The organism is Pseudomonas sp. yb_9, from assembly GCF_043103635.1.
Classification (GTDB): Bacteria; Pseudomonadota; Gammaproteobacteria; order Pseudomonadales; family Pseudomonadaceae; genus Aquipseudomonas; species Aquipseudomonas monteilii.
The window spans coordinates 77,390-100,337 of the sequence record NZ_JBICKA010000041.1; the positions used below are offsets into that span (position 1 = coordinate 77,390).

At 62.8% G+C, this 22,948-nt stretch carries 27 protein-coding genes; 15 read left to right on the forward strand and 12 right to left on the reverse strand.

What is annotated here, in order from left to right; translation table 11 throughout:
• The first annotated feature begins 18 nt into the window (after positions 1 to 18).
• From ACF8MI_RS10025 to recX, 3 genes are all read left to right on the forward strand, one after another.
• The gene (locus tag ACF8MI_RS10025) at positions 19 to 501 is read left to right on the forward strand and encodes a CinA family protein (RefSeq protein ID WP_060501896.1); all 483 of its coding nucleotides are present in this window, start codon (positions 19 to 21) and stop codon (positions 499 to 501) included.
• Between the two features lie 103 nt (positions 502 to 604).
• A complete protein-coding gene (gene recA, locus ACF8MI_RS10030) occupies positions 605 to 1,672 on the forward strand; it encodes a recombinase RecA (RefSeq protein ID WP_060501894.1) in 1,068 nt (355 codons plus the stop codon).
• Between the two features lie 21 nt (positions 1,673 to 1,693).
• The gene (recX, locus tag ACF8MI_RS10035) at positions 1,694 to 2,164 is read left to right on the forward strand and encodes a recombination regulator RecX (RefSeq protein ID WP_016715436.1); all 471 of its coding nucleotides are present in this window, start codon (positions 1,694 to 1,696) and stop codon (positions 2,162 to 2,164) included.
• Positions 2,165 to 2,215: 51 nt separating this feature from the next.
• Here recX and ACF8MI_RS10040 read toward each other — a convergent pair whose 3' ends face one another.
• The gene (locus ACF8MI_RS10040) at positions 2,216 to 3,334 is read right to left on the reverse strand and encodes an LOG family protein (protein ID WP_060501893.1); all 1,119 of its coding nucleotides are present in this window, start codon (positions 3,332 to 3,334) and stop codon (positions 2,216 to 2,218) included.
• Between the two features lie 160 nt (positions 3,335 to 3,494).
• Here ACF8MI_RS10040 and ACF8MI_RS10045 point away from each other — a divergent pair, with 160 nt between their 5' ends.
• Entirely contained in the window at positions 3,495 to 3,704 is a 210-nt protein-coding gene (locus ACF8MI_RS10045; RefSeq protein ID WP_060501891.1) for a hypothetical protein, read from the forward strand.
• A 15-nt stretch (positions 3,705 to 3,719) separates the two neighbouring features.
• On the opposite strand, the gene ACF8MI_RS10050 is transcribed toward ACF8MI_RS10045, so the two are convergent.
• The gene (locus ACF8MI_RS10050; RefSeq protein ID WP_104834109.1) at positions 3,720 to 4,139 is read right to left on the reverse strand and encodes a quorum-sensing-regulated virulence factor family protein; all 420 of its coding nucleotides are present in this window, start codon (positions 4,137 to 4,139) and stop codon (positions 3,720 to 3,722) included.
• Between the two features lie 217 nt (positions 4,140 to 4,356).
• Between ACF8MI_RS10050 and ACF8MI_RS10055 the strand changes: the two genes are divergently transcribed.
• The 3 genes from ACF8MI_RS10055 (at position 4,357) to ACF8MI_RS10065 (ending at position 6,336) form a co-directional block, all read left to right on the forward strand.
• Positions 4,357 to 5,067, forward strand: a complete 711-nt coding sequence (locus ACF8MI_RS10055; RefSeq protein WP_060501888.1) for a tRNA-uridine aminocarboxypropyltransferase — start codon at positions 4,357 to 4,359, stop codon at positions 5,065 to 5,067.
• A 179-nt stretch (positions 5,068 to 5,246) separates the two neighbouring features.
• On the forward strand, positions 5,247 to 5,897 hold the full coding sequence (gene erdR, locus ACF8MI_RS10060; protein ID WP_016715442.1) for a response regulator transcription factor ErdR: 651 nt from the start codon (positions 5,247 to 5,249) through the stop codon (positions 5,895 to 5,897).
• Positions 5,898 to 5,970: 73 nt separating this feature from the next.
• The gene (locus tag ACF8MI_RS10065) at positions 5,971 to 6,336 is read left to right on the forward strand and encodes a diacylglycerol kinase (protein ID WP_010952700.1); all 366 of its coding nucleotides are present in this window, start codon (positions 5,971 to 5,973) and stop codon (positions 6,334 to 6,336) included.
• Here the strand turns inward: ACF8MI_RS10065 and finR are convergent.
• A complete protein-coding gene (finR, locus tag ACF8MI_RS10070) occupies positions 6,333 to 7,259 on the reverse strand; it encodes a LysR family transcriptional regulator FinR (RefSeq protein ID WP_016715443.1) in 927 nt (308 codons plus the stop codon). The genes ACF8MI_RS10065 and finR overlap by 4 nt on opposite strands.
• 118 nt (positions 7,260 to 7,377) lie before the next feature.
• On the opposite strand from finR, the gene fpr reads away from it, so the two are divergent.
• Complete coding sequence (gene fpr / locus ACF8MI_RS10075) at positions 7,378 to 8,157, forward strand: ferredoxin-NADP reductase (protein WP_004375483.1); 780 nt, start codon at positions 7,378 to 7,380, stop codon at positions 8,155 to 8,157.
• A 123-nt stretch (positions 8,158 to 8,280) separates the two neighbouring features.
• On the opposite strand, the gene ACF8MI_RS10080 is transcribed toward fpr, so the two are convergent.
• Both ACF8MI_RS10080 and ACF8MI_RS10085 read right to left on the reverse strand, forming a co-directional pair.
• Complete coding sequence (locus tag ACF8MI_RS10080; protein ID WP_060501886.1) at positions 8,281 to 8,775, reverse strand: SprT family zinc-dependent metalloprotease; 495 nt, start codon at positions 8,773 to 8,775, stop codon at positions 8,281 to 8,283.
• Positions 8,776 to 8,906: 131 nt separating this feature from the next.
• Positions 8,907 to 9,506: a Yip1 family protein gene (locus ACF8MI_RS10085; RefSeq protein WP_003252385.1), complete on the reverse strand. Its 600-nt coding sequence runs from the start codon at positions 9,504 to 9,506 to the stop codon at positions 8,907 to 8,909.
• 261 nt (positions 9,507 to 9,767) lie between these two features.
• Between ACF8MI_RS10085 and ttcA the strand changes: the two genes are divergently transcribed.
• Positions 9,768 to 10,592, forward strand: coding sequence for a tRNA 2-thiocytidine(32) synthetase TtcA (ttcA, locus tag ACF8MI_RS10090; protein WP_060501884.1), 825 nt, complete (start codon positions 9,768 to 9,770; stop codon positions 10,590 to 10,592).
• 3 nt (positions 10,593 to 10,595) lie between these two features.
• The gene (locus ACF8MI_RS10095) at positions 10,596 to 11,267 is read left to right on the forward strand and encodes a DNA-3-methyladenine glycosylase I (RefSeq protein ID WP_200928744.1); all 672 of its coding nucleotides are present in this window, start codon (positions 10,596 to 10,598) and stop codon (positions 11,265 to 11,267) included.
• 30 nt (positions 11,268 to 11,297) lie between these two features.
• Here ACF8MI_RS10095 and ACF8MI_RS10100 read toward each other — a convergent pair whose 3' ends face one another.
• The 3 genes from ACF8MI_RS10100 to arsC are packed head-to-tail and all read right to left on the reverse strand — an operon-like array spanning position 11,298 to position 12,659.
• Positions 11,298 to 11,711 carry a DUF2069 domain-containing protein gene (locus ACF8MI_RS10100; RefSeq protein ID WP_016715447.1) on the reverse strand — a complete coding sequence of 138 codons (414 nt, stop codon included), beginning with the start codon at positions 11,709 to 11,711 and terminating at the stop codon, positions 11,298 to 11,300.
• Entirely contained in the window at positions 11,704 to 12,309 is a 606-nt protein-coding gene (gene wrbA, locus ACF8MI_RS10105) for an NAD(P)H:quinone oxidoreductase (protein WP_200928743.1), read from the reverse strand. Before wrbA ends, ACF8MI_RS10100 begins: the two co-directional genes overlap by 8 nt.
• Positions 12,306 to 12,659 carry an arsenate reductase (glutaredoxin) gene (gene arsC / locus ACF8MI_RS10110; protein WP_060501877.1) on the reverse strand — a complete coding sequence of 118 codons (354 nt, stop codon included), beginning with the start codon at positions 12,657 to 12,659 and terminating at the stop codon, positions 12,306 to 12,308. Before arsC ends, wrbA begins: the two co-directional genes overlap by 4 nt.
• An 85-nt stretch (positions 12,660 to 12,744) precedes the next feature.
• On the opposite strand from arsC, the gene ACF8MI_RS10115 reads away from it, so the two are divergent.
• On the forward strand, positions 12,745 to 13,209 hold the full coding sequence (locus ACF8MI_RS10115) for a TlpA disulfide reductase family protein (protein WP_060501875.1): 465 nt from the start codon (positions 12,745 to 12,747) through the stop codon (positions 13,207 to 13,209).
• Between the two features lie 87 nt (positions 13,210 to 13,296).
• On the opposite strand, the gene ACF8MI_RS10120 is transcribed toward ACF8MI_RS10115, so the two are convergent.
• From ACF8MI_RS10120 to ACF8MI_RS10135, 4 genes are all read right to left on the reverse strand, one after another.
• Positions 13,297 to 13,701, reverse strand: a complete 405-nt coding sequence (locus ACF8MI_RS10120) for an META domain-containing protein (protein ID WP_016715450.1) — start codon at positions 13,699 to 13,701, stop codon at positions 13,297 to 13,299.
• Positions 13,698 to 14,135, reverse strand: coding sequence for a hypothetical protein (locus tag ACF8MI_RS10125; protein WP_060501873.1), 438 nt, complete (start codon positions 14,133 to 14,135; stop codon positions 13,698 to 13,700). Before ACF8MI_RS10125 ends, ACF8MI_RS10120 begins: the two co-directional genes overlap by 4 nt.
• A gap of 31 nt (positions 14,136 to 14,166) precedes the next feature.
• On the reverse strand, positions 14,167 to 15,156 hold the full coding sequence (locus ACF8MI_RS10130; protein WP_060501872.1) for a 2-hydroxyacid dehydrogenase: 990 nt from the start codon (positions 15,154 to 15,156) through the stop codon (positions 14,167 to 14,169).
• Between the two features lie 286 nt (positions 15,157 to 15,442).
• Positions 15,443 to 18,196, reverse strand: coding sequence for a response regulator (locus ACF8MI_RS10135; protein WP_104834111.1), 2,754 nt, complete (start codon positions 18,194 to 18,196; stop codon positions 15,443 to 15,445).
• A gap of 193 nt (positions 18,197 to 18,389) precedes the next feature.
• On the opposite strand from ACF8MI_RS10135, the gene ACF8MI_RS10140 reads away from it, so the two are divergent.
• The 4 genes from ACF8MI_RS10140 (at position 18,390) to rlmD (ending at position 22,859) form a co-directional block, all read left to right on the forward strand.
• A complete protein-coding gene (locus ACF8MI_RS10140; protein WP_060501868.1) occupies positions 18,390 to 19,109 on the forward strand; it encodes a response regulator transcription factor in 720 nt (239 codons plus the stop codon).
• A gap of 3 nt (positions 19,110 to 19,112) precedes the next feature.
• Complete coding sequence (locus ACF8MI_RS10145; RefSeq protein ID WP_060501865.1) at positions 19,113 to 20,498, forward strand: cell wall metabolism sensor histidine kinase WalK; 1,386 nt, start codon at positions 19,113 to 19,115, stop codon at positions 20,496 to 20,498.
• A gap of 102 nt (positions 20,499 to 20,600) precedes the next feature.
• Positions 20,601 to 21,500, forward strand: a complete 900-nt coding sequence (gene cysM, locus ACF8MI_RS10150) for a cysteine synthase CysM (protein ID WP_060501863.1) — start codon at positions 20,601 to 20,603, stop codon at positions 21,498 to 21,500.
• A complete protein-coding gene (gene rlmD, locus ACF8MI_RS10155; RefSeq protein WP_060501861.1) occupies positions 21,501 to 22,859 on the forward strand; it encodes a 23S rRNA (uracil(1939)-C(5))-methyltransferase RlmD in 1,359 nt (452 codons plus the stop codon).
• Positions 22,860 to 22,948: the final 89 nt, after the last annotated feature.

Genomic DNA, 22,948 nt, shown 5'->3' on the forward strand with positions numbered 1-22,948 from the left:
CCTTCAAGGAGCCCTGACATGGACCCGATCACCACGCTTGCCACGCGTCTGGGTGAGCATCTGCGCCGCTTCAGCGCGCAGGTGACCACTGCTGAATCCTGCACCGGCGGCGGCATTGCCGAAGCCATCACCCGTGTACCCGGTAGCTCGGCCTGGTTCGAGGCCGGTTATGTCACCTATTCCAATGCCCAGAAAACCCGCCAGCTGGGGGTGCCAGAGGTGCTGTTCGGCCAGGTGGGCGCGGTTAGCCAGGAAGTGGTCGAAGCCATGGTCAAAGGCGCCCAGGCCGCCAGTGGCGCGCGCTTTGCCGTGGCGGTAAGCGGAGTGGCCGGGCCGGACGGTGGCTCGCCCGCCAAGCCGGTGGGTACCGTGTGGCTGGCCTGGGGCGATGGCAGTCGGGTCTTCAGCGAGCGCCGGCAGTTCGACGGTGACCGCGAGGCGGTGCGCCGACAGACGGTGATCGCCGCGTTAGACGGCTTGTTACAGCTTGGTGCCGAGTAAATCGACGACAGGGGTTTGCGTGAGCGCCGGCCTGTGGAATAATACTGGCTACTTATACAGGTATTCCGGCCGTCAGGGCCACGTCGAACACGTGAGGATTTCAATGGACGACAACAAGAAGCGCGCCTTGGCTGCGGCCCTGGGTCAGATCGAACGCCAGTTCGGTAAAGGTGCAGTCATGCGCATGGGCGACCACGAGCGCCAGGCGATCCCGGCCATCTCCACCGGCTCGCTGGGCCTGGACATCGCACTGGGCATTGGCGGCCTGCCAAAAGGCCGTATCGTCGAGATCTACGGCCCGGAATCGTCGGGTAAAACCACGCTGACCCTGTCGGTCATTGCCGAAGCCCAGAAAAACGGCGCCACCTGCGCCTTCGTCGACGCCGAGCACGCCCTCGACCCTGAATACGCGGGCAAGCTGGGCGTCAACGTCGACGACCTGCTGGTTTCGCAGCCGGACACCGGCGAACAGGCCCTGGAAATCACCGACATGCTGGTGCGTTCCAACGCTGTTGACGTGATCATCGTCGACTCCGTGGCCGCCCTGGTGCCGAAGGCCGAAATCGAAGGTGAAATGGGTGACATGCACGTAGGCCTGCAGGCTCGCCTGATGTCCCAGGCGCTGCGCAAAATCACCGGTAACATCAAGAACGCCAACTGCCTGGTCATCTTCATCAACCAGATCCGTATGAAGATCGGCGTAATGTTCGGCAGCCCGGAAACCACCACCGGTGGTAACGCCCTGAAGTTCTACGCCTCGGTGCGCCTGGACATCCGTCGTACGGGTGCGGTCAAGGAAGGCGACGAGGTGGTCGGCAGCGAAACCCGCGTCAAGATCGTCAAGAACAAGGTTTCGCCACCGTTCCGTCAGGCCGAGTTCCAGATCCTCTACGGCAAGGGTATCTACCGCAACGGCGAAATCATCGACCTGGGTGTTTCCCAAGGTCTGGTCGAGAAGTCCGGTGCCTGGTATGCCTACCAGGGCAACAAGATCGGCCAAGGTAAAGCCAACGCCGCCAAGTACCTGGCTGAGAACCCGGCGATTGGTGCCGAGATCGAGAAGCAGATTCGCGACAAGTTGCTGACTTCTGGCGCTGTCGCTGCGGCTGGTAAAGCTGCGGCTGCCGAAGCAGATGCCGACGACATGGCCGACGCTGAAGCCGGTTATTGATTGCGCGGTAGATAGCTGAACATGTCCGCCGTACTCGACACCCCCGTCGCCATTCGGCGGACAGCCATGGACCTGCTCGCGCGACGTGAGCACGGTCGCGTCGAGCTGACGCGCAAGCTGCGTCAGCGCGGCGCTTCGGATGAGCTGATCGAGCCTGAGCTCGATCGGCTTGCCGAAGAAGGGCTGCTGAGTGAAGCCCGCTACCTTGAAAGTTTTATCCGCTACCGTTCCGGCTCTGGCTATGGCCCTGCGCGTATTCGCGAAGAGCTTGGGCAGCGTGGTTTGGCGCGTGCTGATATCGAGCAGGCGCTACGCGAGAGCGAGGTGGATTGGGCAGAGCGTATGCGTGATGTGTGGCAGCGCAAGTTCGCCGGGCAGCGCCCGCAAGACCCGCGCAGCCGTGCCCAGCAGACCCGGTTTCTCGCTTACCGGGGCTTCCCCATGGATTTGATCGGTCGCCTGCTCAGTGGGCGTGATCTCGACGATTATTGATCGGTCAGTTAGCGCTATTGGGGCTGCGCAGCAGCCCCAAACGACGCGTTATCAACTCACTTTCAATGCCTCCCTGGCCCGTTGCGTGGTATGCATCGGCTGCGGCTTGGCCCAGTTTTCCGGCAGGTTGATGAAATCCACCAGCTCGCGCAGCCGGCCCTGATCCCGGCCATTGAAGGCGAACGACAGACGGGTCAGGTGGCTGAAATTACCCACCTCATGCTCGGCGCCACTGTCTGGCTGCTGGTGATACTTACCACTCAGGCGCAAGTCGGCAAAATCTTCCTGGATGTCATACAGCGCTGCTTCGCTGAGCGGGTGGTGCATGCGGATTACGAACTGGCTCTTCAGCCAGCGGCTGGAGTGGTAGTTGCTGTAGAACTGGTTGATTTCCTTCACCGCCTCGTCGGCACTGTGCACCAGGCGCACCAGCTTCAGATCGCTCGGCAGGATGTAGCGGTTTTCTTCCAGCTGGCGGCTGATGAAGTCCAGGCAGTCTCGCCAGAAGCTGCCACCAGGCGAGTCCAGCAGTACCACCGGCACCAATGGGCTTTTGCCGGTCTGGATCAGGGTCAGAACCTCCAACGCTTCGTCCAGGGTGCCGAAACCGCCTGGGCACAGCACCAGGGCATCAGCCTCTTTGACAAAAAACAGCTTGCGGATGAAGAAAAAGTGGAACGGCAACAGCTTGTCGGTACCGCCTACCGTGGGGTTGGCATGTTGTTCGAAGGGCAGGGTGATGTTGAACCCCAGGCTGTGCTCGCTGCCGGCGCCTTCGTGGGCGGCCGCCATAATGCCGCCACCCGCTCCAGTAATGACCATCAGATCGGAGCGTGCCAGGGTGGCGCCCAGTTCGCGGGCCAAGGCATACATCGGGTGTTCCAGCGGGGTACGTGCCGAACCGAACACGGTCACCTTGCGCCGACCCTTGTAGCGCTGCAGGGTGCGGAACGACTGGTCCAGTTCGCGCAGGGCTTGCAAGGTGATCTTGGCGCTCCAGCGGTCGCTGTCGTCATGGGCCATGCGCAGGATGGTCAGCATCATGTCGCGGTACAGCGGCAAGTTGGGGCTGTCGGGTGCTACCAGTTGCAGTTGTGCGTCGATGTTGCTCAGGTCGATGTTGTTGTCGCGGAAGTGGTTGAACAGCAGTTCATTCGATTGGTAAGGCATGCAACGTCTCCTTCTGCACCAATGCCTATGACCTCAATCTAGACCGTCGCGCCCGATCGTGCCGGGTTGTTTGGCAGCGCCGCCCGTCGGCATGCACCCCTCGGCGGTACGGGTTTGGTTAACTGGTAAAGCGAAACGTGTCGATGCAGGAGGTGGCGGTATGCATCGCTTGATCATCGAAGTGGACGGGCAGCTCTACCGGATGCTGGAGCGCGCGGCCCAGGTGCATCACCTGAGCCTTGAGGCCGAGTGCCGCCGCAGGTTGGAGGGGCTGGAGTGCCAGTCGCGTTACCTGCAGGCTTTGTTGGCCGAGATGCGCGCCGATGCCGCCGGAGGGCGCTGGTGCGCCCGCGAGAAGGAGCAGGTGTAGCGTGATGCGCGGCGGTTACTTCTTCTTGTTGCCGGCCACGCAGCTGGCACTGTCGAAGGCTTGATCCATGATTGGCTGGTTGGTCTTGTAGACCGTGAAACGGTAGACCATGACCGCACCCTTGGACATCAGGTTACGGAACCCGCTGTTGCGGCAAACGCTGTCGCCCAGCTGGCTGCGTACCTGCTCGGGGTTGGCCTGCATGCGTTCGGCGTGGCTCTGGCGCACGCTCAGGTGGTTGACCAGCGCCTTGCCCTCTACGGTGTAACCCTGGTCGAGGATGTCCTCGTTGATGGCGCGCGGGGTGCCGATGCTGCTTTCTTTGGCAACCTTCTGCAGCATCTTGTTAAGGTCGTAGTCCTGCTTGGATGCCGCCTGTGCTGCCAACGGCAGGGCAAGCAACAGGGTCAGGGCGGGGGCGATAAGGCGCAGCATGAATCTCTCCTGGTTCGATGACTGGCGCTTTGACATGCGCGGGTCGACGGTGTTCCGTGAGATCGCGCAAGGCAAGATCCGGGCACGGTAAAGGCCCGATTATAAAGACCGCCTTGCAGCCTGCACAGCAATTGCCCCCTGTTCTGGTAGACTGGCGCCCTTGTGTTCTCCGAGCCATCCTTGTGCCCATTTCCAAATCGACCAGAGGCCTGCCGGCATGAGCCATGCGGTAGCGCGCCTGCGCGCCGAACGCCTGGCCCGCAGCAACAAGCCATTCATCGCCCGTGGTTCGCGTGCAGAGCGTTGCCCGGATTGCCGGGTGATTGCCACCCATTGCCTGTGTGCCTGGAAACCCCGTGTACAGGCTGACTCCGGCGTGTGCCTGCTGATGCATGACACCGAGCCGTTGAAGCCTACCAACACCGGCTGGCTGATTGCCGACCTGATCGAAGACACCTCCGCTTTCGGCTGGCTGCGCACCTCGGTGGACGAGCGTTTGCTGGCCCTGCTCGACGACCCACGCTGGCAGCCCTATATCGTCTTCCCGGGCGAGTTCGTGGCTGAGCAGCGGGTGGTCAGCGAGGTGGTGCGCGAGCCGGGCAAGCGCCCGTTGTTCATCCTGCTGGATGCCACCTGGACCGAGGCGCGCAAGATGTTCCGCAAAAGCCCGTACCTGGACCGCTTCCCGGTGTTGAGCCTGCAGGCCGAGCAGATGTCGCGTTACCGCCTGCGGCGTTCCAAGCGTGACGATCACTTCTGCACGGCAGAGGTGGCCGCCATGTGCCTGGACCTGGCCGGCGACAGCCAGGCCTCGCAGGCACTGGATGCCTACCTGGATGTGTTCAGCCTGCATTACCTGAGCGGCAAGCGGCGCCTGCCGCTGGATGATCAGGACGACACCCACCAGCGGTTGCATACCTTCCTATAGTCCAAGGGGCATAACCCCTGCTTTGGTTCATAATGACGGGGCTGGCAGCCAGGGTGGGCGAGACGGCAGGGCGATCGGCTTGACCACCCTTGACCGTGCTCGGCATCCTTGGCGCCGATTCCCCGCCGGACGCTTCCCTTACCCTCGAGCGCCTGGCACAGAACAGGATCCTTAGATCGATGGCCACTTACGAAATCCTGATTGCCGATGACCACCCACTGTTCCGTGGCGCTCTGCGCCAGGCCGTTACCCTCGGCCTGGGCCCGGATGTACGCCTGGTCGAAGTCGCGAGCATTGCCGAACTGGAAACCCGTCTGAGCGAAAAAGCCGACTGGGACCTGGTGCTGCTGGACTTGAACATGCCGGGTGCTTACGGTTTTTCCGGGCTGGTGCTGTTGCGCGGGCAATACCCGCAGATTCCCGTGGTGATGGTATCGGCGCAGGAAGAGGCTGCCGTGGTGGTCAAGTCCCGCGAGTTCGGCGCCAGTGGCTTCATTCCCAAGTCCAGCACCCTGGAAGTCATCCAGGATGCCGTGCGCAAGGTGCTCGATGGCGAGGTTTGGTGGCCGCCGCAGGCGTTCGAAAAGGTGGATGTGTCGGCTGAGGCCAAAGCCGCCAGCGAAGGCCTGGCCAGCCTTACGCCGCAGCAGTTCCGCGTACTGACCATGGTCTGCGAAGGCTTGTTGAACAAGCAGATCGCCTATGAGCTGAACGTGTCGGAAGCAACCATCAAGGCCCACGTGACCGCGATCTTCCGCAAGCTGGGCGTGCGCACCCGCACACAGGCTGCGCTGCTGCTGCAACAACTTGAATCGGTTGCCAGCAACTGACTGCGCGTGGCTTCACGCTTTTTTGACCCGTGCCGGTCTAGTCTGCTGGCCTTTCCGTTGTGAAGTGACTCACATGACATCGCCATTCAAGGGCCAGACCGGCCTCAAACGCATCTTCAACGCCGCCGGCTACTCACTGGACGGCCTGCGCGCCGCCTTCAAGGGGGAGGCTGCGTTCCGCCAGCTGGTACTGCTCAACGTGCTGCTGATCCCGATCGCCTTCTGGCTGCCGGTCAGCCGTGCGGAACGGGCGATCATGATCGCGGTGTGCCTGTTGGGCTTGATCGTCGAGCTGTTCAACTCGGCAGTGGAAGCGGCCATCGACCGCATCTCGCTGGAGCGTCACCCCCTGTCGAAAAACGCCAAGGACATGGGCAGCGCCGCACAGCTGGTGGCGCTGACCATGGTCGCGCTGGTGTGGGGTGTGATCCTGCTTTAAGCGATTGGCGGCAGCACGATTTCATCACTGCGGGTAAAGCCCGCGGTGAAGCTGCGGCAAAGTTCCAGAAACTCACGCATGGCCGAGGTCTGGTATTTTTGTTTGTGCCAGATGAAGTAGAACTGGCGCATCAGATCCAGCTCGGGGGTTTCGACCGCTACCAGGCTGCCTCGGCGGAAAGCATCCCGCAGCGCCAGGCGTGAAATGCAGCCAATGCCCAGGCCCGACTCGACGGCGCGTTTGATGGCTTCTGTGTGTTCCAGCTCCAGGCGGATATTGAGGTTGGCGCGGTGATGGCGCATGGCCTGGTCGAAGGTCAGGCGCGTGCCTGAGCCTTGCTCGCGCAGTATCCACGCTTCTTGCGACAAGCTTTCGATATCGGCGCGGCCCAGCGTGGCCAGCGGATGCTGCGGCGCGCAGAACACCACCAGTTCGTCCTCCACCCAGGGCTGCACTTCCAGGTCCGGGTGGTTGCAGTCACCTTCGATTAGACCCAGATCAATTTCGTAGTGCGCCACCTGTTGCACGATATGCGCAGTGTTCTGTACATGCAGCTTCACTTGGCTTTCCGGGTGGGTCTGCATGAAGCTGCCGATCAGCAGGGTGGCCAGGTAGTTGCCGATGGTCAGTGTGGCGCCGACCGCCAGCGAGCCGAAACCGGACTTGCCATTGAGCAGGTCTTCGATTTCCTTGGCCTGGTCGAGCAGGGCCACCGCCTGCGGTAGCAGCTGATGGCCCAAGGCGTTGAGGGCCAGTCGCTTGCCGGCACGGTCGAACAGCTGGCAGCTCGATTGCCGCTCCAGTTCGGTAATTGAAGTGCTGGCGGCCGACTGCGACAACGCCAGCAGGCTAGCGGCCCGAGAGACGCTTTGATGCTGGGCGACGGCGACGAAGACCTGCAGTTGACGAAGTGTGAATCGCATATCGATATAACCGATAACACATATCTTGATAATCCAGTTAACAGATATTGTCGCTGCCCCTAAACTATCGCGCAACTGCGCGTTTTGCGCGCCGCGTTTTTCTTCAGGAGCCCCATCGATGAGCAACATGAACCACGAACGTGTCCTCAGTGTGCACCACTGGAACGACACCCTGTTCAGCTTCAAGTGCACCCGCGACCCGGGCCTGCGCTTCGAGAACGGTCAGTTCGTGATGATCGGCCTGCAGCAGGAAAGCGGCCGTCCGCTCATGCGTGCCTATTCCATCGCTTCGCCGAACTGGGAAGAGCACCTGGAGTTCTTCAGCATCAAGGTGCCGGACGGCCCGCTGACCTCGCAGCTGCAGCACCTGAAGGAAGGCGATGAGATCATCATCAGCAAGAAGCCTACCGGCACCCTGGTACTCGATGACCTGAACCCGGGCAAGCACCTGTACCTGCTGAGCACCGGTACTGGCCTGGCGCCGTTCATGAGCGTCATCCAGGACCCGGAAACCTACGAGCGCTTCGAAAAAGTGATCCTGGTGCACGGCGTGCGTTACGTGAACGAAGTGGCCTACCGCGAGTTCATCACCGAGCACCTGCCGCAGAACGAGTTCTTCGGTGAGTCGGTTCGCGACAAGCTGATTTACTACCCGACCGTGACCCGCGAGCCGTTCGAGAACCAGGGCCGCCTGACCGACCTGATGCGCAGCGGCAAGCTGTTCAGCGATATCGGCCTGCCACCGATCAACCCGCAGGATGACCGTGCGATGATCTGCGGCAGCCCGAGCATGCTCGACGAGACCAGCGAAGTGCTGGACAGCTTCGGCCTGAAGATCTCCCCGCGCATGCGTGAGCCGGGTGACTACCTGATCGAGCGTGCCTTCGTCGAGAAGTAAGGCGCAGGCTGGTACAAGAAGGCGACCCTCGGGTCGCCTTTCTTATGCCTGGAGGCTTTGTATCGCTGTACCGGCCCTTTCGCGGGCAAGCCCGCGAAAGGGCCGGTACAGAAAACACACAATCTATTCGACGCGCGTCTCGCCGCTGTACACCAATATCCCCCGGCACCGCTTGCACAGGTACCGCCGCCCCTGGCGCACCAGCTTGTGCCGCTGCGCCGTAAACGGGAAGTCACCCTGCGGGCACGGGCAACGGTAAATGTAGCGGGTGACCGCGCGCCGTTGCACTTCGTAGTTGTGGCACCGGTTGGGCGGCAGCTCGTACACCCCGCGCATGATCAGCTGCCACTCCTCGCCATGGGCCTGGATGCGGTCGCCGAACAGCTGGTGGGCCACCAGGTGTGCCACTTCATGGGCCACGGTCTGGCGCAGGAAGTCTTCTTGGTTTTCGCGGTAGAGCTGCAGGTTGAAACGCAGCAGGTTCTCGTGCAGGTGGGCAACCCCGGCTTTTTGCCCGCGCAGCTTGAAGCTGACTTCCGGGCGCGGGAAGGGGCGTTTGAAGAAGGTTTCGGCTTGCTGGTAACAGGTTTCGACGCGTTGTCTGAGCAGCTCGGGCATGGCGGGGTGGTTCTCCTGACCGGGCATTATGCCGCAACTGCAGCGGGGGTGCCGAGCCACCGGTCAGCGCACAGCCAGAGGCCGCCTTGCGGCGGCCCCTGGTTGATGCCCCAGTGTTGGTTGAATCTGTTCTAGTTGGTGTAGACGGGCCCCACGCCCAATCCCCATATAATCACCGTGGCGGCCATGATCGCCACCAGTACCACAAGGCCCACCGCCAGCACGGAGCTTGAGAACAGGAAGCCTTCGTCGGAGGGTATGTTCATGAACGTCGGTAAGCCGACATACAGCAGGTACACCGTGTAGCAGATGGCGGCCGTGCCGATCAGCATGCCCAGCCACAAGTGCGGGTAGAGCGCTGCCAGGCCGCCGATGAACAAAGGGGTGGCGGTGTAGGTGGCAAAGGCGATGCACTGCGCCATGGACGGGTTGGCATCGTAGGTGCGGGCCATCCAGTGGATGAATGCACCCATTACCGCCACCCCGGCGAGCATTGCCAGGTACGACATGATGCTCATCCAGATGGCGCTTTCCATGGTCAGCATCACGGCTGGCCGGTCGCCGATCACCCAGCCGACCTGGGTGGTGCCGATGAACGCCGAAACGGCGGGAATCGCCGCCAGGATAAGGGTGTGCGTCAGGTACATGTGGCTGATGGTTTCTTCTTCGCCACGGATTTCCCGCCATTCCTGGTCGGGATGGGTAAATAGCCCCACAACGTGATGAATCATGCCGTCACTCCTCTCAATGTTGCCAAACGCCCCCCAGATGGAGCGCAAGCGGCCCGAGGCCCGAACACCGATGCAAGCGGTAATGTGGCCTTATGTCGCAGTATAGGAAGCTGTTGCCGGCATAAACCGTGCTTTTTAGAGCAAATTGCGCTGTCAGGCGTACTGTTGATTACAACGAAGTCTTTATCGGAATGCCTACAGCGGCGCCGCGTTTGTGCGTAAAATAGCCGCCTTTTGTCACACCTCGCGGATTCAAGCGCTATGGGCACCCTCTCGGTCAACCAGAACAAACTGCAAAAACGCCTGCGTCGTCTCGCCGGCGAAGCCATCACCGACTACAACATGATCGAGGATGGCGACAAGGTCATGGTCTGCCTGTCTGGCGGCAAGGACAGCTACACCATGCTCGACGTTCTGTTGCACCTGCAGAAGGTGGCACCGATCACGTTCGAGATCGTTGCGGTGAACATGGACCAGAAGCAGCCTGGCTTCCCCGAACACGTGCTGCCAGCCTACCTCAAGGAGCTGGGCGTCGAGTACCACATCGTCGAGAAGGACACCTACTCGGTGGTCAAGGAGCTGGTACCCGAGGGCAAGACCACCTGCTCGCTGTGCTCGCGCTTGCGCCGTGGCACCCTGTACACCTTCGCCGATGAAATCGGTGCGACCAAGATGGCCCTAGGACACCACCGCGACGATATCGTCGAAACCTTCTTCCTCAACATGTTCTTCAACGGTGCGCTCAAGGGCATGCCGCCGAAGCTGCGCGCCGATGATGGCCGCAACGTGGTGATCCGCCCGTTGGCCTACTGCAGCGAGAAGGACATCCAGGCTTACTCGGACATGAAGGAATTCCCGATCATCCCGTGCAACCTGTGCGGCTCGCAGGAAAACCTGCAGCGCCAGGTGGTCAAGGACATGCTGCTGGACTGGGAGCGCAAGCACCCGGGCCGTACCGAGAGCATTTTCCGCGCCCTGCAGAACGTGGCACCGTCGCAACTGGCCGACCGCAACCTGTTCGATTTCACCAGCCTGAAGATCGACGAAAACGCTACCCCGCGCTTCCTCGACGTTGTGAACATCTGACCTATGCGCGATTACCAGTGGCTGCATGAGTACTGCCTGAACCGCTTTGGCTCGGCCCAGGCGCTGGAGGCATTCCTGCCGCAGCCGCGCACGCCGGCGCAGCTGCGGGGCATCAGTGATGACCGCTACCTGTCGACCCTGGCCTTGCGTGTGTTCCGCGCCGGGCTCAAGCACAGCCTGGTGGACGCCAAGTGGCCGGCGTTCGAGCAGGTGTTCTTCGGTTTCGACCCGGAGAAGGTGGTGCTGATGGGCGCCGAGCACCTGGAGCGGCTGATGCAGGATGAGCGCATCATCCGTCATATGGGCAAGCTCAAGAGCGTGCCGCGCAATGCGCAGATGGTGCTTGATATCGCCAAAGAAAACGGCAGCTTTGGTGAGTTCATCGCCGATTGGCCGGTGACCGACATTGTCGGGTTATGGAAGTACCTGGCCAAGCATGGCAATCAGTTGGGCGGGTTGTCGGCGCCGCGCTTCCTGCGCATGGTCGGCAAGGATACCTTCATCCCTACCGATGACATGGCGGCGGCGCTGATTGCGCAGAAAGTGATCGACAAGCAACCGACCAGTCAACGTGACCTGGCCCTGGTGCAGCAAGCCTTCAATCAGTGGCACGAAGAGAGCGGACGGCCGCTGTGCCAGTTGTCGGTGATGCTGGCGCATACCGTCAACCATTGAGATTTTGGGGCCGCAAAGCGGCCCCAGATGTTAATTACCTTCGCCCGCCAGGCGCCGCTCATGCTGGAACTTCCAGCGCACATACAGCAGCCCGGCAATGAACAACCCCAGGCTCACCAGCACTTCAACCCAGCCGAACACCGCCCGCGCCGGGTCGAACGCCGCCAGCACGCCCTTGATGAAATAGATGTTCACCACGAAGCAGGTCCAGGCATGTGCCCGGGCGCTGCCTGTCAGCATGCCCGGCAGCAGCAACAGCAGCGGCACCAGTTCGATCGCCAGGATCACCTCGACCCGTGCGCCATGCAGGTTGGCGAACCAAAGGTTGTTCACCACCAGCAAAGCGATCAGACCGAAGAAGAACGCCAGGCTCAACGCCCTTGTCAGGCGCAGGCGCGGTGCCAGCCATTCCAGTGGCGGCAACACCTTGGGCTTTTTAGCCACGCGCGGCCTCCAGGGCCTTGGCGGTGGTCGCCAGGCGTTGGCCAAGGGCGCGGCACAGGGCAATCTCGTGTGGGTCCAGTTCGCGCTTGCCGTCGGCACCGGCATGGTGGCTGGCGCCATAAGGGGTACCGCCGCCACGGGTTTCCAGCAAGGCCGATTCGCTGTAGGGCAGGCCCATCACCAGCATGCCGTGGTGCATCAACGGCAGCATCATCGACAGCAGGGTGGTTTCCTGGCCGCCGTGCAGGCTGGCGGTGGAGGTGAACACACCCGCTGGCTTGCCGACCAGCTCGCCCCCCAGCCACAGGCTGCTGGTGCCATCCAGGAAGTACTTCAGCGGCGCCGCCATGTTGCCGAAGCGGGTCGGGCTACCGAGTACTAGGCCGGCGCAGTGGCGCAAGTCGTCCAGGGTGGCGTACAGCGCACCACTGGCCGGAATTTCCGGCGCAACGGCTTCACATTCGGTAGAAATCGCAGGCACTGTGCGCAGGCGCGCCTCCATGCCGGTCAGTTCGATGCCACGGGCGATGTGCCGGGCCATTTCGCTGGTTGAACCGTGGCGGCTGTAATAGAGCACCAGGATGTAGGGCGCGCTCACGGCAGGATCTCCAGCACTTTTTCCGGTGGACGGCCGACCACGGCCTTGTCACCGGCAACGAGGATTGGCCGCTCGATCAATTTGGGGTGCCGGGCCATGGCATCGATCAGTTGTGCGTCGGTCAGCGCCGGGTCGGCCAGGTTCAGGTCCTTGTACTCATCCTCGCCAGTGCGCAGCAGTTGGCGCGGGGCGATGCCCAGCTTGCCGAGCACTGCCTTGAGGGTGGCGGCGTCGGGCGGGGTTTCCAGGTAGCGCACAATGGTTGGTGCCAGGCCGCGGGCTTCGAGCAGTTCAAGCGCGCCGCGGGATTTCGAGCAGCGCGGGTTATGATAGAGCGTCAGGTCAGTCATGTCGGGTCGCATCCAGCTGGGTGTGGCGGCTATTCTAACCGCAGCGACTGACCCATTTGCTCTAAAACTCGAGAAGGATTGACCCATGGCAAGGCGTCTGGCAGCAGTACTGGCCATCACCGCGAGCCTGTTGCTCGGTGGTTGCGGTGCCGATTATGGCGTGGACCAACACGGTAATACGGTTAAGGCCGAACAGATCGACGGGCACTGGCTGGTGCTCAACTACTGGGCTGAATGGTGCGGGCCGTGCCGTACCGAAATCCCTGAACTGAACGCGGCGGCCAAGCAGTGGGCGGCCGATGGCATCAAGGTGGTGGGGGTGAATTTCGATGGCTTGCAGGGGCAGGACCTGAAACAGGCCGCTGAAACCCTGGGCATCGGTTTTACCGTGCTGGCCCAGGACCCGGCCGAGCGCTACGACCTGCCACGCAGCGAGGCGCTGCCGGTGACCTACATCATCGATGACAAGGGCAAGGTGCGTGAGCAGCTGTTGGGCGAGCAGACCCTGGAAGGGCTACAGGCCAAGATCAAGGCCCTCAAACAGGGGTGAGTTGCAAGCTGCAAGCACCAAGGAAAGGCAGATCGGTGCTCACTCTGCTTTTTCTTGTGGCTTGAAGCTCGCAGCTTGTAGCTGTTTTCAGCCTTCCTCCGGCCAGAACCGCAGCGGTTTACCCTGGGCTGGCCAGAAGCGCATCTGCTCCACCGGCGACACATCCCAGCGCTGCACCGTTTCCAGTGCCTGCAAGAAGCGCTTTTCCTGCTCCATCAACGCTGGCGCGCACAGCTTGCGGGTCTTGCCGACCTTGCCAAAGCTCAGGTGCTCACCGTCCAGCGTGTACGGCGCAAACCAGTGGTTGCAACCGCCATTGCCATAGGCGCGGCCGTCGCTGGCCAGAGTCAGCGTGAGGTGGCTGTAGTCGATCAGCGGGCGTTCGCCAATCCATTCCAGCACATAGCTGCGTTCCTGCTGCAGCTTCGAAGGTTCTGCGGCGCAGCCGAGCAGGCCGGTGGCAATCAGCACGCCGGTCAGCAGATTTTTCACTCGGCGCTCTCCTGGCAACGCGGGCACAGGTGTTTGTCGCCACGGCTGGCCCAGCCCAGTTCGGCAATGCGCGCGCTGGCGGCGGGTTGGCGGGCTTGTTTGCCCAGCTTGGCGTCCACGGCAAACTCGAAGTCCAGCACGGCATCGCAGCTGTCGCACTCGACCTGCCAGGTGAGGATTTCCAGCTCGTTGAACACCGGGCCGCTGGCCACGGCAACCCACTGGCCGCGCGGGTTGATCAGGTGACGCACGCTTTCCACGGTCAGGCGCATGGACAGGTCCTTGCTGCCTTTGAGGGTGACCAGCAGGGTGTCGCCTTTGTGCATCGAGCCGCCGTTGCCAGTGACCTGGTAGCGGCCTGGCACCAGTGCGCGGCACTCGATCAGGGTGTGTTGCGGGTTGAAAAGGGTGTAACGGAAATCGTGCTCGACCATGGGTCCTCCAGAAATGCCGCGTATCCTAGCATTAACCCATCACCAGATTCTGTGGATTGCCCGCCGCCCAGCGGTTGATGTTGTCCAGCGTGATCGCGGCGATGGCATCCAGCGCCTCACGGGTGAGGAAGGCCTGGTGAGCCGTGATGATCACGTTGGGGAAGGTCAGCAGGCGCGCCAGCACATCGTCCTGCAGGGGCAGATCGGAGCGGTCTTCGAAGAACAACTGGGCTTCTTCTTCGTAGACATCCAGGCCCAGGTAGCCGAGTTGGCCGCTTTTCAGCGCATCGATCAGTGCCGGGGTGTCGACCAGCGCGCCACGGCCCGTGTTTATGAGCATGGCTCCGGGTTGGAGGTGGGCCAGGCTTTGTGCATTGATCAAGTGGCGAGTGTGCTCGGTCAGCGGGCAGTGCAGGCTGATGATGCGGGCTTCGCGCAGCAACTCGGGCATGCTCAGGTAGCGTGCACCCAGGGCCAGCAGTTCCGGGTTGGGGTAGGGGTCGTAGGCCAGCAGTTGGCAGCCGAAACCGGCCATGATGCGGGCAAAGGCCGCGCCGATCTGGCCGGTGCCGACGACACCGACGGTTTTGCCGTGCAGGTCGAAGCCGGTCAGCCCATGCAGGGTGAAATCACCTTCGCGGGTACGGTTGTAGGCCCGGTGCAGGCGCCGGTTGAGGGCCAGGATCAACGCCACGGCGTGCTCGGCCACGGCGTGTGGCGAGTAGGCCGGCACGCGAACCACCGCAAGGCCCAGCCGCTGGGCTTCGGCCAGGTCGACGTGGTTGTAGCCGGCCGAACGCAGGGCGATCAGGCGTGTGCCACCGGCGGCCAAGCGCTGCAGCACCGGGGCGTCGAGTTCGTCGTTGATGAAGGCACAGACAACTTCGTAGCCGCTGGCCAGGGCGGCGGTGTCGAGGGTCAGACGGGCAGGCTGGAAATGCAGCTCCAGGGTGCTGCCACTGGCGGCCCGGGTGAAGCTTTCCTGATCGTAGTGCTGGCTGCTGAACAACAGGGCGCGCATGGTGGGGGCTTCCTTTGTGGTGCATGTCTTGGGTGGGCGTTGCTTGTGAGATCGAGCGCCGCCCGCGCGGCGCATCGCTCGCTCCTACGTTTGTTTCGGGCCAAATATTCCTGCGGATTTTGCGCGCGAACGCTTTGGCGCATGGCTCGATATCGCGCCGTACAAACAAGGCGGTCGCGCGCGCTTGTAACAAGCGTTACTGGCCGAAAACAAACGTAGGAGCGAGCGAAGCTCGCGATGCGCCGCGCGGGCGGCGCTCGATCTCACAGGCGCCAAATTCATCCAGTCAAGCGCTCAATCTGGCCTGCGCCGCCAGCCGGCTGATCGCACCGTCCAGCTCATCCAGCGCCTGCTGTGCCTGCGGACTTTCCTGTTTGAGCAAGGTCTCGCTGCGCTGGCAGGCCGCGCGCAACTGCGGCACACCGCAATAGCGCGATGCGCCGTTCAGGCGGTGTACCTGCTCGATCAGGCCATTGCGGTCGTCTGCATCGCGGGCCGCACGAATGGCTTCGCGGTCTGCCTCCAGCGAAGCCAGCAGCATGCTCAGCATATCGGCTGCCAGGTCCGCCTTGCCAGCCGCCAGGCGCAAGCCTTCTTCGGGGTCGAGTACCTTGAGCTCGTCGCTGTTGGCCAACAGCTCGGTTTGCGCCTGCTGCGGTGTGCCCAGGCTCAGGCCCGTCCATTTCATCACCACCTGGGCCAGTTGCCGTTCGCTGATAGGCTTGGTCAGGTAGTCGTCCATGCCGCTGTGCAGCAATGCGCGTTTTTCATTGGCCATGGCGTGGGCGGTAAGGGCGACGATCGGCAGCGGGTTGCCGCTTTGGGTATTTTCCCAAAGCCGAATCTGCTCTGTGCAGGCGCGGCCATCCATGCCGGGCATCTGCACGTCCATCAGTATCAGGTCGAAGGGCTCGTCCTGTACGGCCTTCACCGCGGCATAACCGTTGTCTACGGCCAGCACCTCGGCGCCAAGGTCTTCAAGCAGGGTCTGTACCAAGAGCAAGTTGGCGGCATTGTCGTCGACGCACAGGATTTTCGGCTGCCGCTGGCCGTTGATGCTGTTCGCTTCGCCCAGCGGGCGGCGTGGTTGCACCAGCTCCAGCAGCAGACGACGCAGTTTGCGGGTGCAGGTCGGCTTGGACAGCAACTGGCCATGACCATTGGGCAGGAACGGGTGGTAAAGGGCTTGCTCGGTGGTCGGGCACAGTACCACGCATTGGCAGTGGTAGCGCTCAAGCTGCTGGTGGTAGCGGCCCAGTTGCTCGGGCGACAGGTTGCCCAGGTTGGCCCCGAGTACGGCGAACTCGAACGGCTGGCCGGCCTGGCTGGCAGCTTGCACCGCCTGCAGCAACTGGTCGTAGGAGGTGAACAGGCTGACGCTGAGGCCACAGTCTTCCAGTTGGTGTTCCAGCGCCTGACGGGCCAGCTCGTGGCCATCGACGATGGCGGCGCGCCGGCCCAGCAGCGGCTGTAGCGCAAACGCCTCGACATCGTCGTGGGCTTTGGGCAGGTTGAGGCTGATCCAGAACTGCGACCCTTCGCCCGGGGTGCTGTCGACGCCGATTTCGCCGCCCATCTGCTCGATCAGGCGTTTGGAAATCACCAGCCCCAGGCCGGTGCCGCCGGGTTGGCGTGCCAGCGAGTTGTCGGCCTGGCTGAAGGCCTGGAACAGCGTACGTACATCCTGCGGCGACAGGCCGATACCGGTGTCCTGCACACTGATGCGCAGCTGTGCGCTGTCTTCATGCTCGTCTTCGAGCATGGCGCGTACGACGATGGTGCCTTCGCGGGTGAACTTGATGGCGTTGCTGACCAGATTGGTCAGGATCTGCTTGAGCCGCAGCGGGTCGCCGATCAACGAAGCGGGCGTGTCGCGATAGATCAGGCTAAGCAATTCCAGCTGCTTGGCGTGGGCGGCCGGTGCCAGGATGGTCAGCGTGTCCTGAACCAGGTCACGCAGGTTGAACGGGATGCTGTCGAGCACCAGTTTGCCGGCCTCGATCTTGGAGAAATCGAGGATCTCGTTGATGATCCCGAGCAAATTGTCGGCGGATTTCTCGATGGTGCTCAGGTAGTCCAGCTGGCGCGGCGTCATTTCGCTTTTTTGCAGCAGGTGGGTAAACCCCAGAATGCCATTGAGCGGGGTGCGGATCTCGTGGCTCATGTTGGCCAGGAACTCCGACTTGATGCGGCTGGCCTCAAGCGCCTCCTTGCGCGCCATGTCCAGCTCGATGTTCTGGATCTCGATGGTTTCGAGGTTCTGGCGCACGTCTTCGGTGGCCTGGTCGATGCTGTGCTGCAGTTCTTCATGGGCATTCTGCAGGGTTTCGGCCATGCGGTTGATACCGCGTGCCAGCTCGTCCAGCTCATGGCTGCCCATGGTTGGCAGGCGTTCTTCCAGGTGGCCGTCCTTGAGCTGGTTGACCGCGTGCTTGATGCGCTCGATGGGGCCGTTGATGGTGCGGCTCATGCGCAGCGCCAGCAGGCCGCTGAGGGCCAGGCAGGCGAGGATCAGCAACAGGCTGGTGAACAGGTTGCGATAACCGCGCAGGAGCGTGCCGTCGTGCGACAGCTCGATCTCGACCCATCCCAGCAGGCGCTCGGCCTCGGCCGGTATGGCATCGGTGGCCAGATCTCGGTGATGGCCGAACACGGGCATCAGGTAGCGGGTGGCGTCATTGCCGCTGCGCTCCAGCAGTTGGGTGCCCGTGCCACCGCTGGGGGGCTGGTTGAGCATACTCGGGCCGGCGTGGGCCAGGCGTGTGCGGTCCGGGGCCAGGAAGGCGACGGCCCGTACGTCGGACTGTTCCAGGGTTTGCGCGGCGATACGCTCCAGTTGCGCTGGCGCGAGCCGGGCCATGGCGGGGGCGGCCAGTGGCGCCAGTTGTTCGGCAATCATCTTGCCACGCTGCAACAGCTGGGTGCGCAGGTCGTTCTGTTGCAGCCAGGTGAAGTAACTGCCCAGCACCAGGGCCATCAGGCCGGCCGGCAGCAGTGCCAGCAGCAGGACCCGGCTGCGGATTCCCAAGCGATCGAGCACACTCGCCTCCTGTGATGTGCCTGGATGCCATCAAGTGGTGACGGCCAAGCCGCGAAGTTACTCCGCCTGCGGCACCATTGCACCTCTTTAGTACGTGTTTTGCGCCATTGCCGGTGCATTGGTCGCAGGGCGGTTGCCTGGCAGGCGGTGGATGCTCAATAATTGCGCAATTGAGAATGCATGGCAGTTGCTAATGAATCCTGTAGCTATTCACAACTCCAATATCCTCGCCATCGAGGATGATCCGGTGCTCGGTGCCTACCTGCACGAAGAGCTGCAACGCGGCGGCTTTCAGGTGACCTGGTGCCGCAATGGGCTGGAGGGCCTGGAGACGGCAGGGCGTCAGGTGTTCGATGTGGTGCTGATGGACATCCTGTTGCCCGGGCTCAATGGCCTTGAGGCGCTGGCACAGTTGCGCAAGCGCAGCGCCACGCCGGTGATCCTGATGTCGGCGCTAGGTGCCGAGGCCGACCGTATCAGTGGTTTCCAGCGTGGGGCCGATGACTACCTGCCCAAGCCGTTCAGCATGGCCGAGCTGCAGGTGCGCATTGAGGCCATCCTGCGTCGGGTGGCCCTTGAGCGGCGTCATCAGGCGCCGCAGGAGCAGGCCGGCGGCGGTGAGCTGCAGTTCGACGAGGGGCTGTGCGATGTGCGGCTGGATGGCCGCCTGGCAGGCCTTACGCCCAGCGAGTTCCGCCTGCTCGATATCCTCAACCGTAACCTCGATGACGTTCTGAGCAAGCCATTCCTTTACCAGCAGGTGTTGCAACGCGGCTATTCGCGGCATGACCGCAGCCTGGACATGCATGTCAGTCAGATCCGCCGCAAGCTCAAGGGCATCGGCTATGACGAGCGGCAGATCCGCACCGTGTGGGGCAAGGGCTACGTGCTCAGCGCCACCGAGGCGGAGTGAGCCATGCTCGACCGCCATTCGTTGTTCTGGAAGCTGGCCATCTTGCTGGTGGGCTTCTGCCTGCTGATGATTGGCCTCAGTTATACCTGGGGCCGGCACATGGAAATCCAGAACGCTTTCCTCTCTGAGCCGGCGCGGCAAACGCTGCGCGGCTATGCCGCCGAGGCCGAGCAAGCCTGGCGTAGCGGTGGGCGGGCGGGGCTGGACCAGTGGGTGGCGGCGATGCACCAGCGTGAAAGGGGCTGGGTGGGTGTGCTGGATATCAACCTGCGGCCCCTCGACAGTGCCACCCTCAACCCGCAGATCATGCAGCGGCTGACGCGCCTGCGCGGGGTCGATTGGCCTATGAGCCGTCGCAGCGTCGACCAGCCTTGGGTGCGTGTACCCTTCCCGTCGGCGCCGGAGCAGGGCATGCTGGTGATTGAACTGCCGCAGCGGTTCAATCCGGACCAGTACCGCTTGCTGTGGCGCATCGTCACCAACGGCATCATCCCCGGCCTGTTCACCTTGCTGCTGTGCGTGGGGTTGTACCGCATGTTGATCGTGCCCCTGAACCAGCTGCGCGAACAGGCCAATGCCTGGCGTGCCGACCAGCTGTCGGCACGCCTGGATTCGCGCACCATCGCCCGGCATGACGAGCTGGGCGAGCTGGCCCGCGCCTTCGACCAGATGGCCGAGCGGCTGCAAGGCACGGTGGCCATGCAGCAGCAATTGTTGCGCGACTTGTCGCATGAAATGCGCACGCCGCTGAGCCGGCTGCGGGTGGCCTGTGACGGTGAAACCGACTTGCAACGCTTGCGTGAGCGCCTGACCCGTGAAGTGGACGGCATGCAGCAACTGGTAGAAGACACCCTGCAGTTGGCCTGGCAGGACGCCGAACGTGCGCCGATGAACCTGGAGCCGATCGAAGTCCATGCGTTGTGGGAGCTGCTGGCCGAGAATGCCAGCTACGAGAGCGGCTGGTCGCTTGAACGCTTGCGCTGTGAAGTGCCGGCCGACTGCTGGGTGCAGGGCAACCTCAACCACTTGGCCCAGGCACTGGAAAACATGTTGCGCAATGCCATTCGTCACTCGCCGGCCGAGGGTGTGGTGCGCCTGGGTGGGCAGCGCGAAGGCAGTTACTGGTGGTTGTGGCTGGAAGATGAAGGCGGCGGGGTGGCGGAAGAGGATCTGGAACGGATCTTTGCACCCTTTTCGCGTCTGGACGGTTCGCGGCCGGGGGATGGTGGTTTTGGCTTGGGCCTGAGCATTGCCCGGAGTGCCATCCAGCGTCAGGGTGGCACCTTGTGGGCGGAGAATGGCAAGGATGGGCTGCGGTTGTGGATGAGGTTGCCGTTACATGTGCCAGCCTCTTCGCGGGCACGCCCGCGAGAGGCCAGCACAGGCTAACGTTATAGCTTGTAGCTATATCGACCACAGATTGCGTGATATGGCCGCGAAGGGTTTGCCGGTATGATAGGCGCCCCTGCCGTCCGGATTGTGAAATACGCCATGACCTTGCAGTACCCAACCATCGCCGATTGCGTCGGCAATACGCCACTGGTTCGCCTGCAGCGCATTGCTGGCGAAACCAGCAACACCCTCCTGCTCAAGCTCGAAGGTAACAATCCTGCCGGCTCGGTGAAGGACCGCCCTGCGCTGTCGATGATCACCCGCGCCGAGCTGCGTGGCCAGATCAAGCCCGGTGACACCTTGATCGAAGCCACCTCCGGCAACACTGGCATCGCCCTGGCGATGGCGGCGGCAATCAAGGGTTACAAGATGATCCTGATCATGCCCGACAACTCCACCGCCGAGCGTAAGGCCGCGATGACTGCCTACGGCGCCGAGCTGATTCTGGTGACCAAGGAAGAGGGCATGGAAGGTGCCCGCGACCTGGCTGAGAAGCTGCAGGCCGAAGGCCGCGGCCTGGTGCTCGACCAGTTCGCCAACGGCGACAACCCGATCGCCCACTACAACAGCACTGGCCCGGAAATCTGGCAGCAGACCCAAGGCACCATTACCCATTTCGTCAGCTCCATGGGCACCACCGGCACCATCATGGGCTGCTCGCAGTACCTCAAGGAGCAGAATCCGGCGGTGCAGATCATCGGCCTGCAGCCCATGGAAGGCTCGGCCATTCCAGGCATTCGCCGCTGGCCCGAGGAATACCTGCCGAAAATTTTCGACGCCACCCGCGTAGACCGCGTGGTCGACATGTCGCAGCAGGAAGCCGAAGACACCACCCGCCGCCTTGCCCGTGAAGAGGGCATTTTCTGCGGCGTGTCTTCCGGTGGTGCGGTCGCAGCCATGCTGCGCCTGTCCCACGAGGTGGAAAATGCCGTGATGGTCGCGATCATCTGCGACCGCGGCGACCGTTACCTGTCCACCGGCCTGTTCGACCCGAGCTAAATGTCCAAGAAAAAAAGCAACAGCGGCCTGCGCTTCCAGCCGGCCGGCGGCAACCGTAGCCCCCAGGTCCCCGTGGGGAAGAAGCAGCGCCTGGATATCGAGCGCCTGGCCGGTGACGGCCGTGGCATTGCCTTCCTTGACGGGCGCACCTGGTTCGTCAGTGGCGCTCTGGCCGGTGAGGCTGTGGAGGCGCGCGTGCTCAATGCCCGTGGCAAAGTGGTCGAGGCCCGCCTGGAGCGCCTGCTACAGGCCAGCCCCGAGCGCCGCGAGGCGCCGTGCCGCTATTACGACCGCTGCGGAGGCTGCAACCTGCAGCACCTGCCGCACGAAGCGCAGCTGGCGCTCAAGCAGCGCACGCTGGCCGAACAGCTGCAGCGAGTAGCTGGCGTGCAGCCCGAGGAATGGGCCGCACCGCTGAGCGGGCCGGAATTTGGCTACCGACGCCGTGCCCGCGTGGCCGTGCGCTGGGACGTCAAGGCGCGTCAGCTGGAGGTCGGCTTCCGTGCCGAAGCCAGCCAGGCCATCATTGCCATCGACGATTGCGCGGTGCTGGTACAGCCTTTGCAGTCGATTCTGCGCCACTTGCCGACGGTGCTGCGTTCCTTGAGCAAACCGCAGGCGCTGGGCCACGTAGAGCTGTTCAGTGGTACCGCCGAGGCGGTGCTGGTGCGGCATGTCGCGCCGCTGCCGGCAGAAGACCTGGCGAAACTGCAGGCGTTTTGCGAGCAGGCCAATGCCCAGCTGTGGTTGCAGGGTGAAGGTGAACCCGCGCCGGTGGACGCTACCGCACAACTGGGCTTTGCCCTGACACCGTGGCAGCTGGAGCTGGCCTGGCGCCCGGGCGACTTCGTACAGGTGAATGCCCAGGTCAACACGGCGATGATCGAGCAGGCCCTGGCCTGGCTCGCACCGCAGGCCGACGAACGTGTGCTGGACCTGTTCTGCGGCTTGGGCAACTTCGCCCTGCCGCTGGCCCGCCAGGCGCGCGAAGTGGTGGCTGTGGAAGGTGTACAGGCCATGGTCGATCGGGCCGCGGCCAATGCCCGAAACAACAATGTGCATAACGCACGGTTTTTTCAGACCGATTTATCGCAGCCTTTGGCAGGCACCGGATGGGCCGCCGAGGGCTTTTCTGCGGTACTCTTGGATCCACCGCGCGACGGTGCTTTCGAGGTGGTGCAAGGCATCGCACGCCTCCAGGCCAAACGGCTGGTCTACGTATCGTGCAACCCGGCCACGCTGGCGCGAGACGCCCAGGTGCTGGTCGGTCAGGGGTACCGGTTAAAAAGGGCCGGGATTCTCGACATGTTTCCTCAAACGGCGCATGTCGAGGCCATGGCGTTATTCGAAGCGGGCTAGCAGACTGGCCCCTTGGTGCGGCTTCCATGGAATGGCAGCCTCACGGTGATCGCCAGCGCACCCGCGTGGTGCGCTGTATGGAAAGGTAA

What these genes read in the sequence shown, in the direction of transcription:
- ACF8MI_RS10025 (WP_060501896.1), top strand. Translation starts at nt 19, where the DNA reads ATGGACCCGATCACCACGCTTGCCACGCGTCTGGGTGAGCATCTGCGC.
- recA (WP_060501894.1), top strand. Translation starts at nt 605, where the DNA reads ATGGACGACAACAAGAAGCGCGCCTTGGCTGCGGCCCTGGGTCAGATC.
- recX (WP_016715436.1), top strand. Translation starts at nt 1,694, where the DNA reads ATGTCCGCCGTACTCGACACCCCCGTCGCCATTCGGCGGACAGCCATG.
- ACF8MI_RS10040 (WP_060501893.1), bottom strand. Translation starts at nt 3,334, where the DNA reads ATGCCTTACCAATCGAATGAACTGCTGTTCAACCACTTCCGCGACAAC.
- ACF8MI_RS10045 (WP_060501891.1), top strand. Translation starts at nt 3,495, where the DNA reads ATGCATCGCTTGATCATCGAAGTGGACGGGCAGCTCTACCGGATGCTG.
- ACF8MI_RS10050 (WP_104834109.1), bottom strand. Translation starts at nt 4,139, where the DNA reads ATGCTGCGCCTTATCGCCCCCGCCCTGACCCTGTTGCTTGCCCTGCCG.
- ACF8MI_RS10055 (WP_060501888.1), top strand. Translation starts at nt 4,357, where the DNA reads ATGAGCCATGCGGTAGCGCGCCTGCGCGCCGAACGCCTGGCCCGCAGC.
- erdR (WP_016715442.1), top strand. Translation starts at nt 5,247, where the DNA reads ATGGCCACTTACGAAATCCTGATTGCCGATGACCACCCACTGTTCCGT.
- ACF8MI_RS10065 (WP_010952700.1), top strand. Translation starts at nt 5,971, where the DNA reads ATGACATCGCCATTCAAGGGCCAGACCGGCCTCAAACGCATCTTCAAC.
- finR (WP_016715443.1), bottom strand. Translation starts at nt 7,259, where the DNA reads ATGCGATTCACACTTCGTCAACTGCAGGTCTTCGTCGCCGTCGCCCAG.
- fpr (WP_004375483.1), top strand. Translation starts at nt 7,378, where the DNA reads ATGAGCAACATGAACCACGAACGTGTCCTCAGTGTGCACCACTGGAAC.
- ACF8MI_RS10080 (WP_060501886.1), bottom strand. Translation starts at nt 8,775, where the DNA reads ATGCCCGAGCTGCTCAGACAACGCGTCGAAACCTGTTACCAGCAAGCC.
- ACF8MI_RS10085 (WP_003252385.1), bottom strand. Translation starts at nt 9,506, where the DNA reads ATGATTCATCACGTTGTGGGGCTATTTACCCATCCCGACCAGGAATGG.
- ttcA (WP_060501884.1), top strand. Translation starts at nt 9,768, where the DNA reads ATGGGCACCCTCTCGGTCAACCAGAACAAACTGCAAAAACGCCTGCGT.
- ACF8MI_RS10095 (WP_200928744.1), top strand. Translation starts at nt 10,596, where the DNA reads ATGCGCGATTACCAGTGGCTGCATGAGTACTGCCTGAACCGCTTTGGC.
- arsC (WP_060501877.1), bottom strand. Translation starts at nt 12,659, where the DNA reads ATGACTGACCTGACGCTCTATCATAACCCGCGCTGCTCGAAATCCCGC.
- ACF8MI_RS10115 (WP_060501875.1), top strand. Translation starts at nt 12,745, where the DNA reads ATGGCAAGGCGTCTGGCAGCAGTACTGGCCATCACCGCGAGCCTGTTG.
- ACF8MI_RS10125 (WP_060501873.1), bottom strand. Translation starts at nt 14,135, where the DNA reads ATGGTCGAGCACGATTTCCGTTACACCCTTTTCAACCCGCAACACACC.
- ACF8MI_RS10130 (WP_060501872.1), bottom strand. Translation starts at nt 15,156, where the DNA reads ATGCGCGCCCTGTTGTTCAGCAGCCAGCACTACGATCAGGAAAGCTTC.
- ACF8MI_RS10140 (WP_060501868.1), top strand. Translation starts at nt 18,390, where the DNA reads ATGAATCCTGTAGCTATTCACAACTCCAATATCCTCGCCATCGAGGAT.
- ACF8MI_RS10145 (WP_060501865.1), top strand. Translation starts at nt 19,113, where the DNA reads ATGCTCGACCGCCATTCGTTGTTCTGGAAGCTGGCCATCTTGCTGGTG.
- cysM (WP_060501863.1), top strand. Translation starts at nt 20,601, where the DNA reads ATGACCTTGCAGTACCCAACCATCGCCGATTGCGTCGGCAATACGCCA.
- rlmD (WP_060501861.1), top strand. Translation starts at nt 21,501, where the DNA reads ATGTCCAAGAAAAAAAGCAACAGCGGCCTGCGCTTCCAGCCGGCCGGC.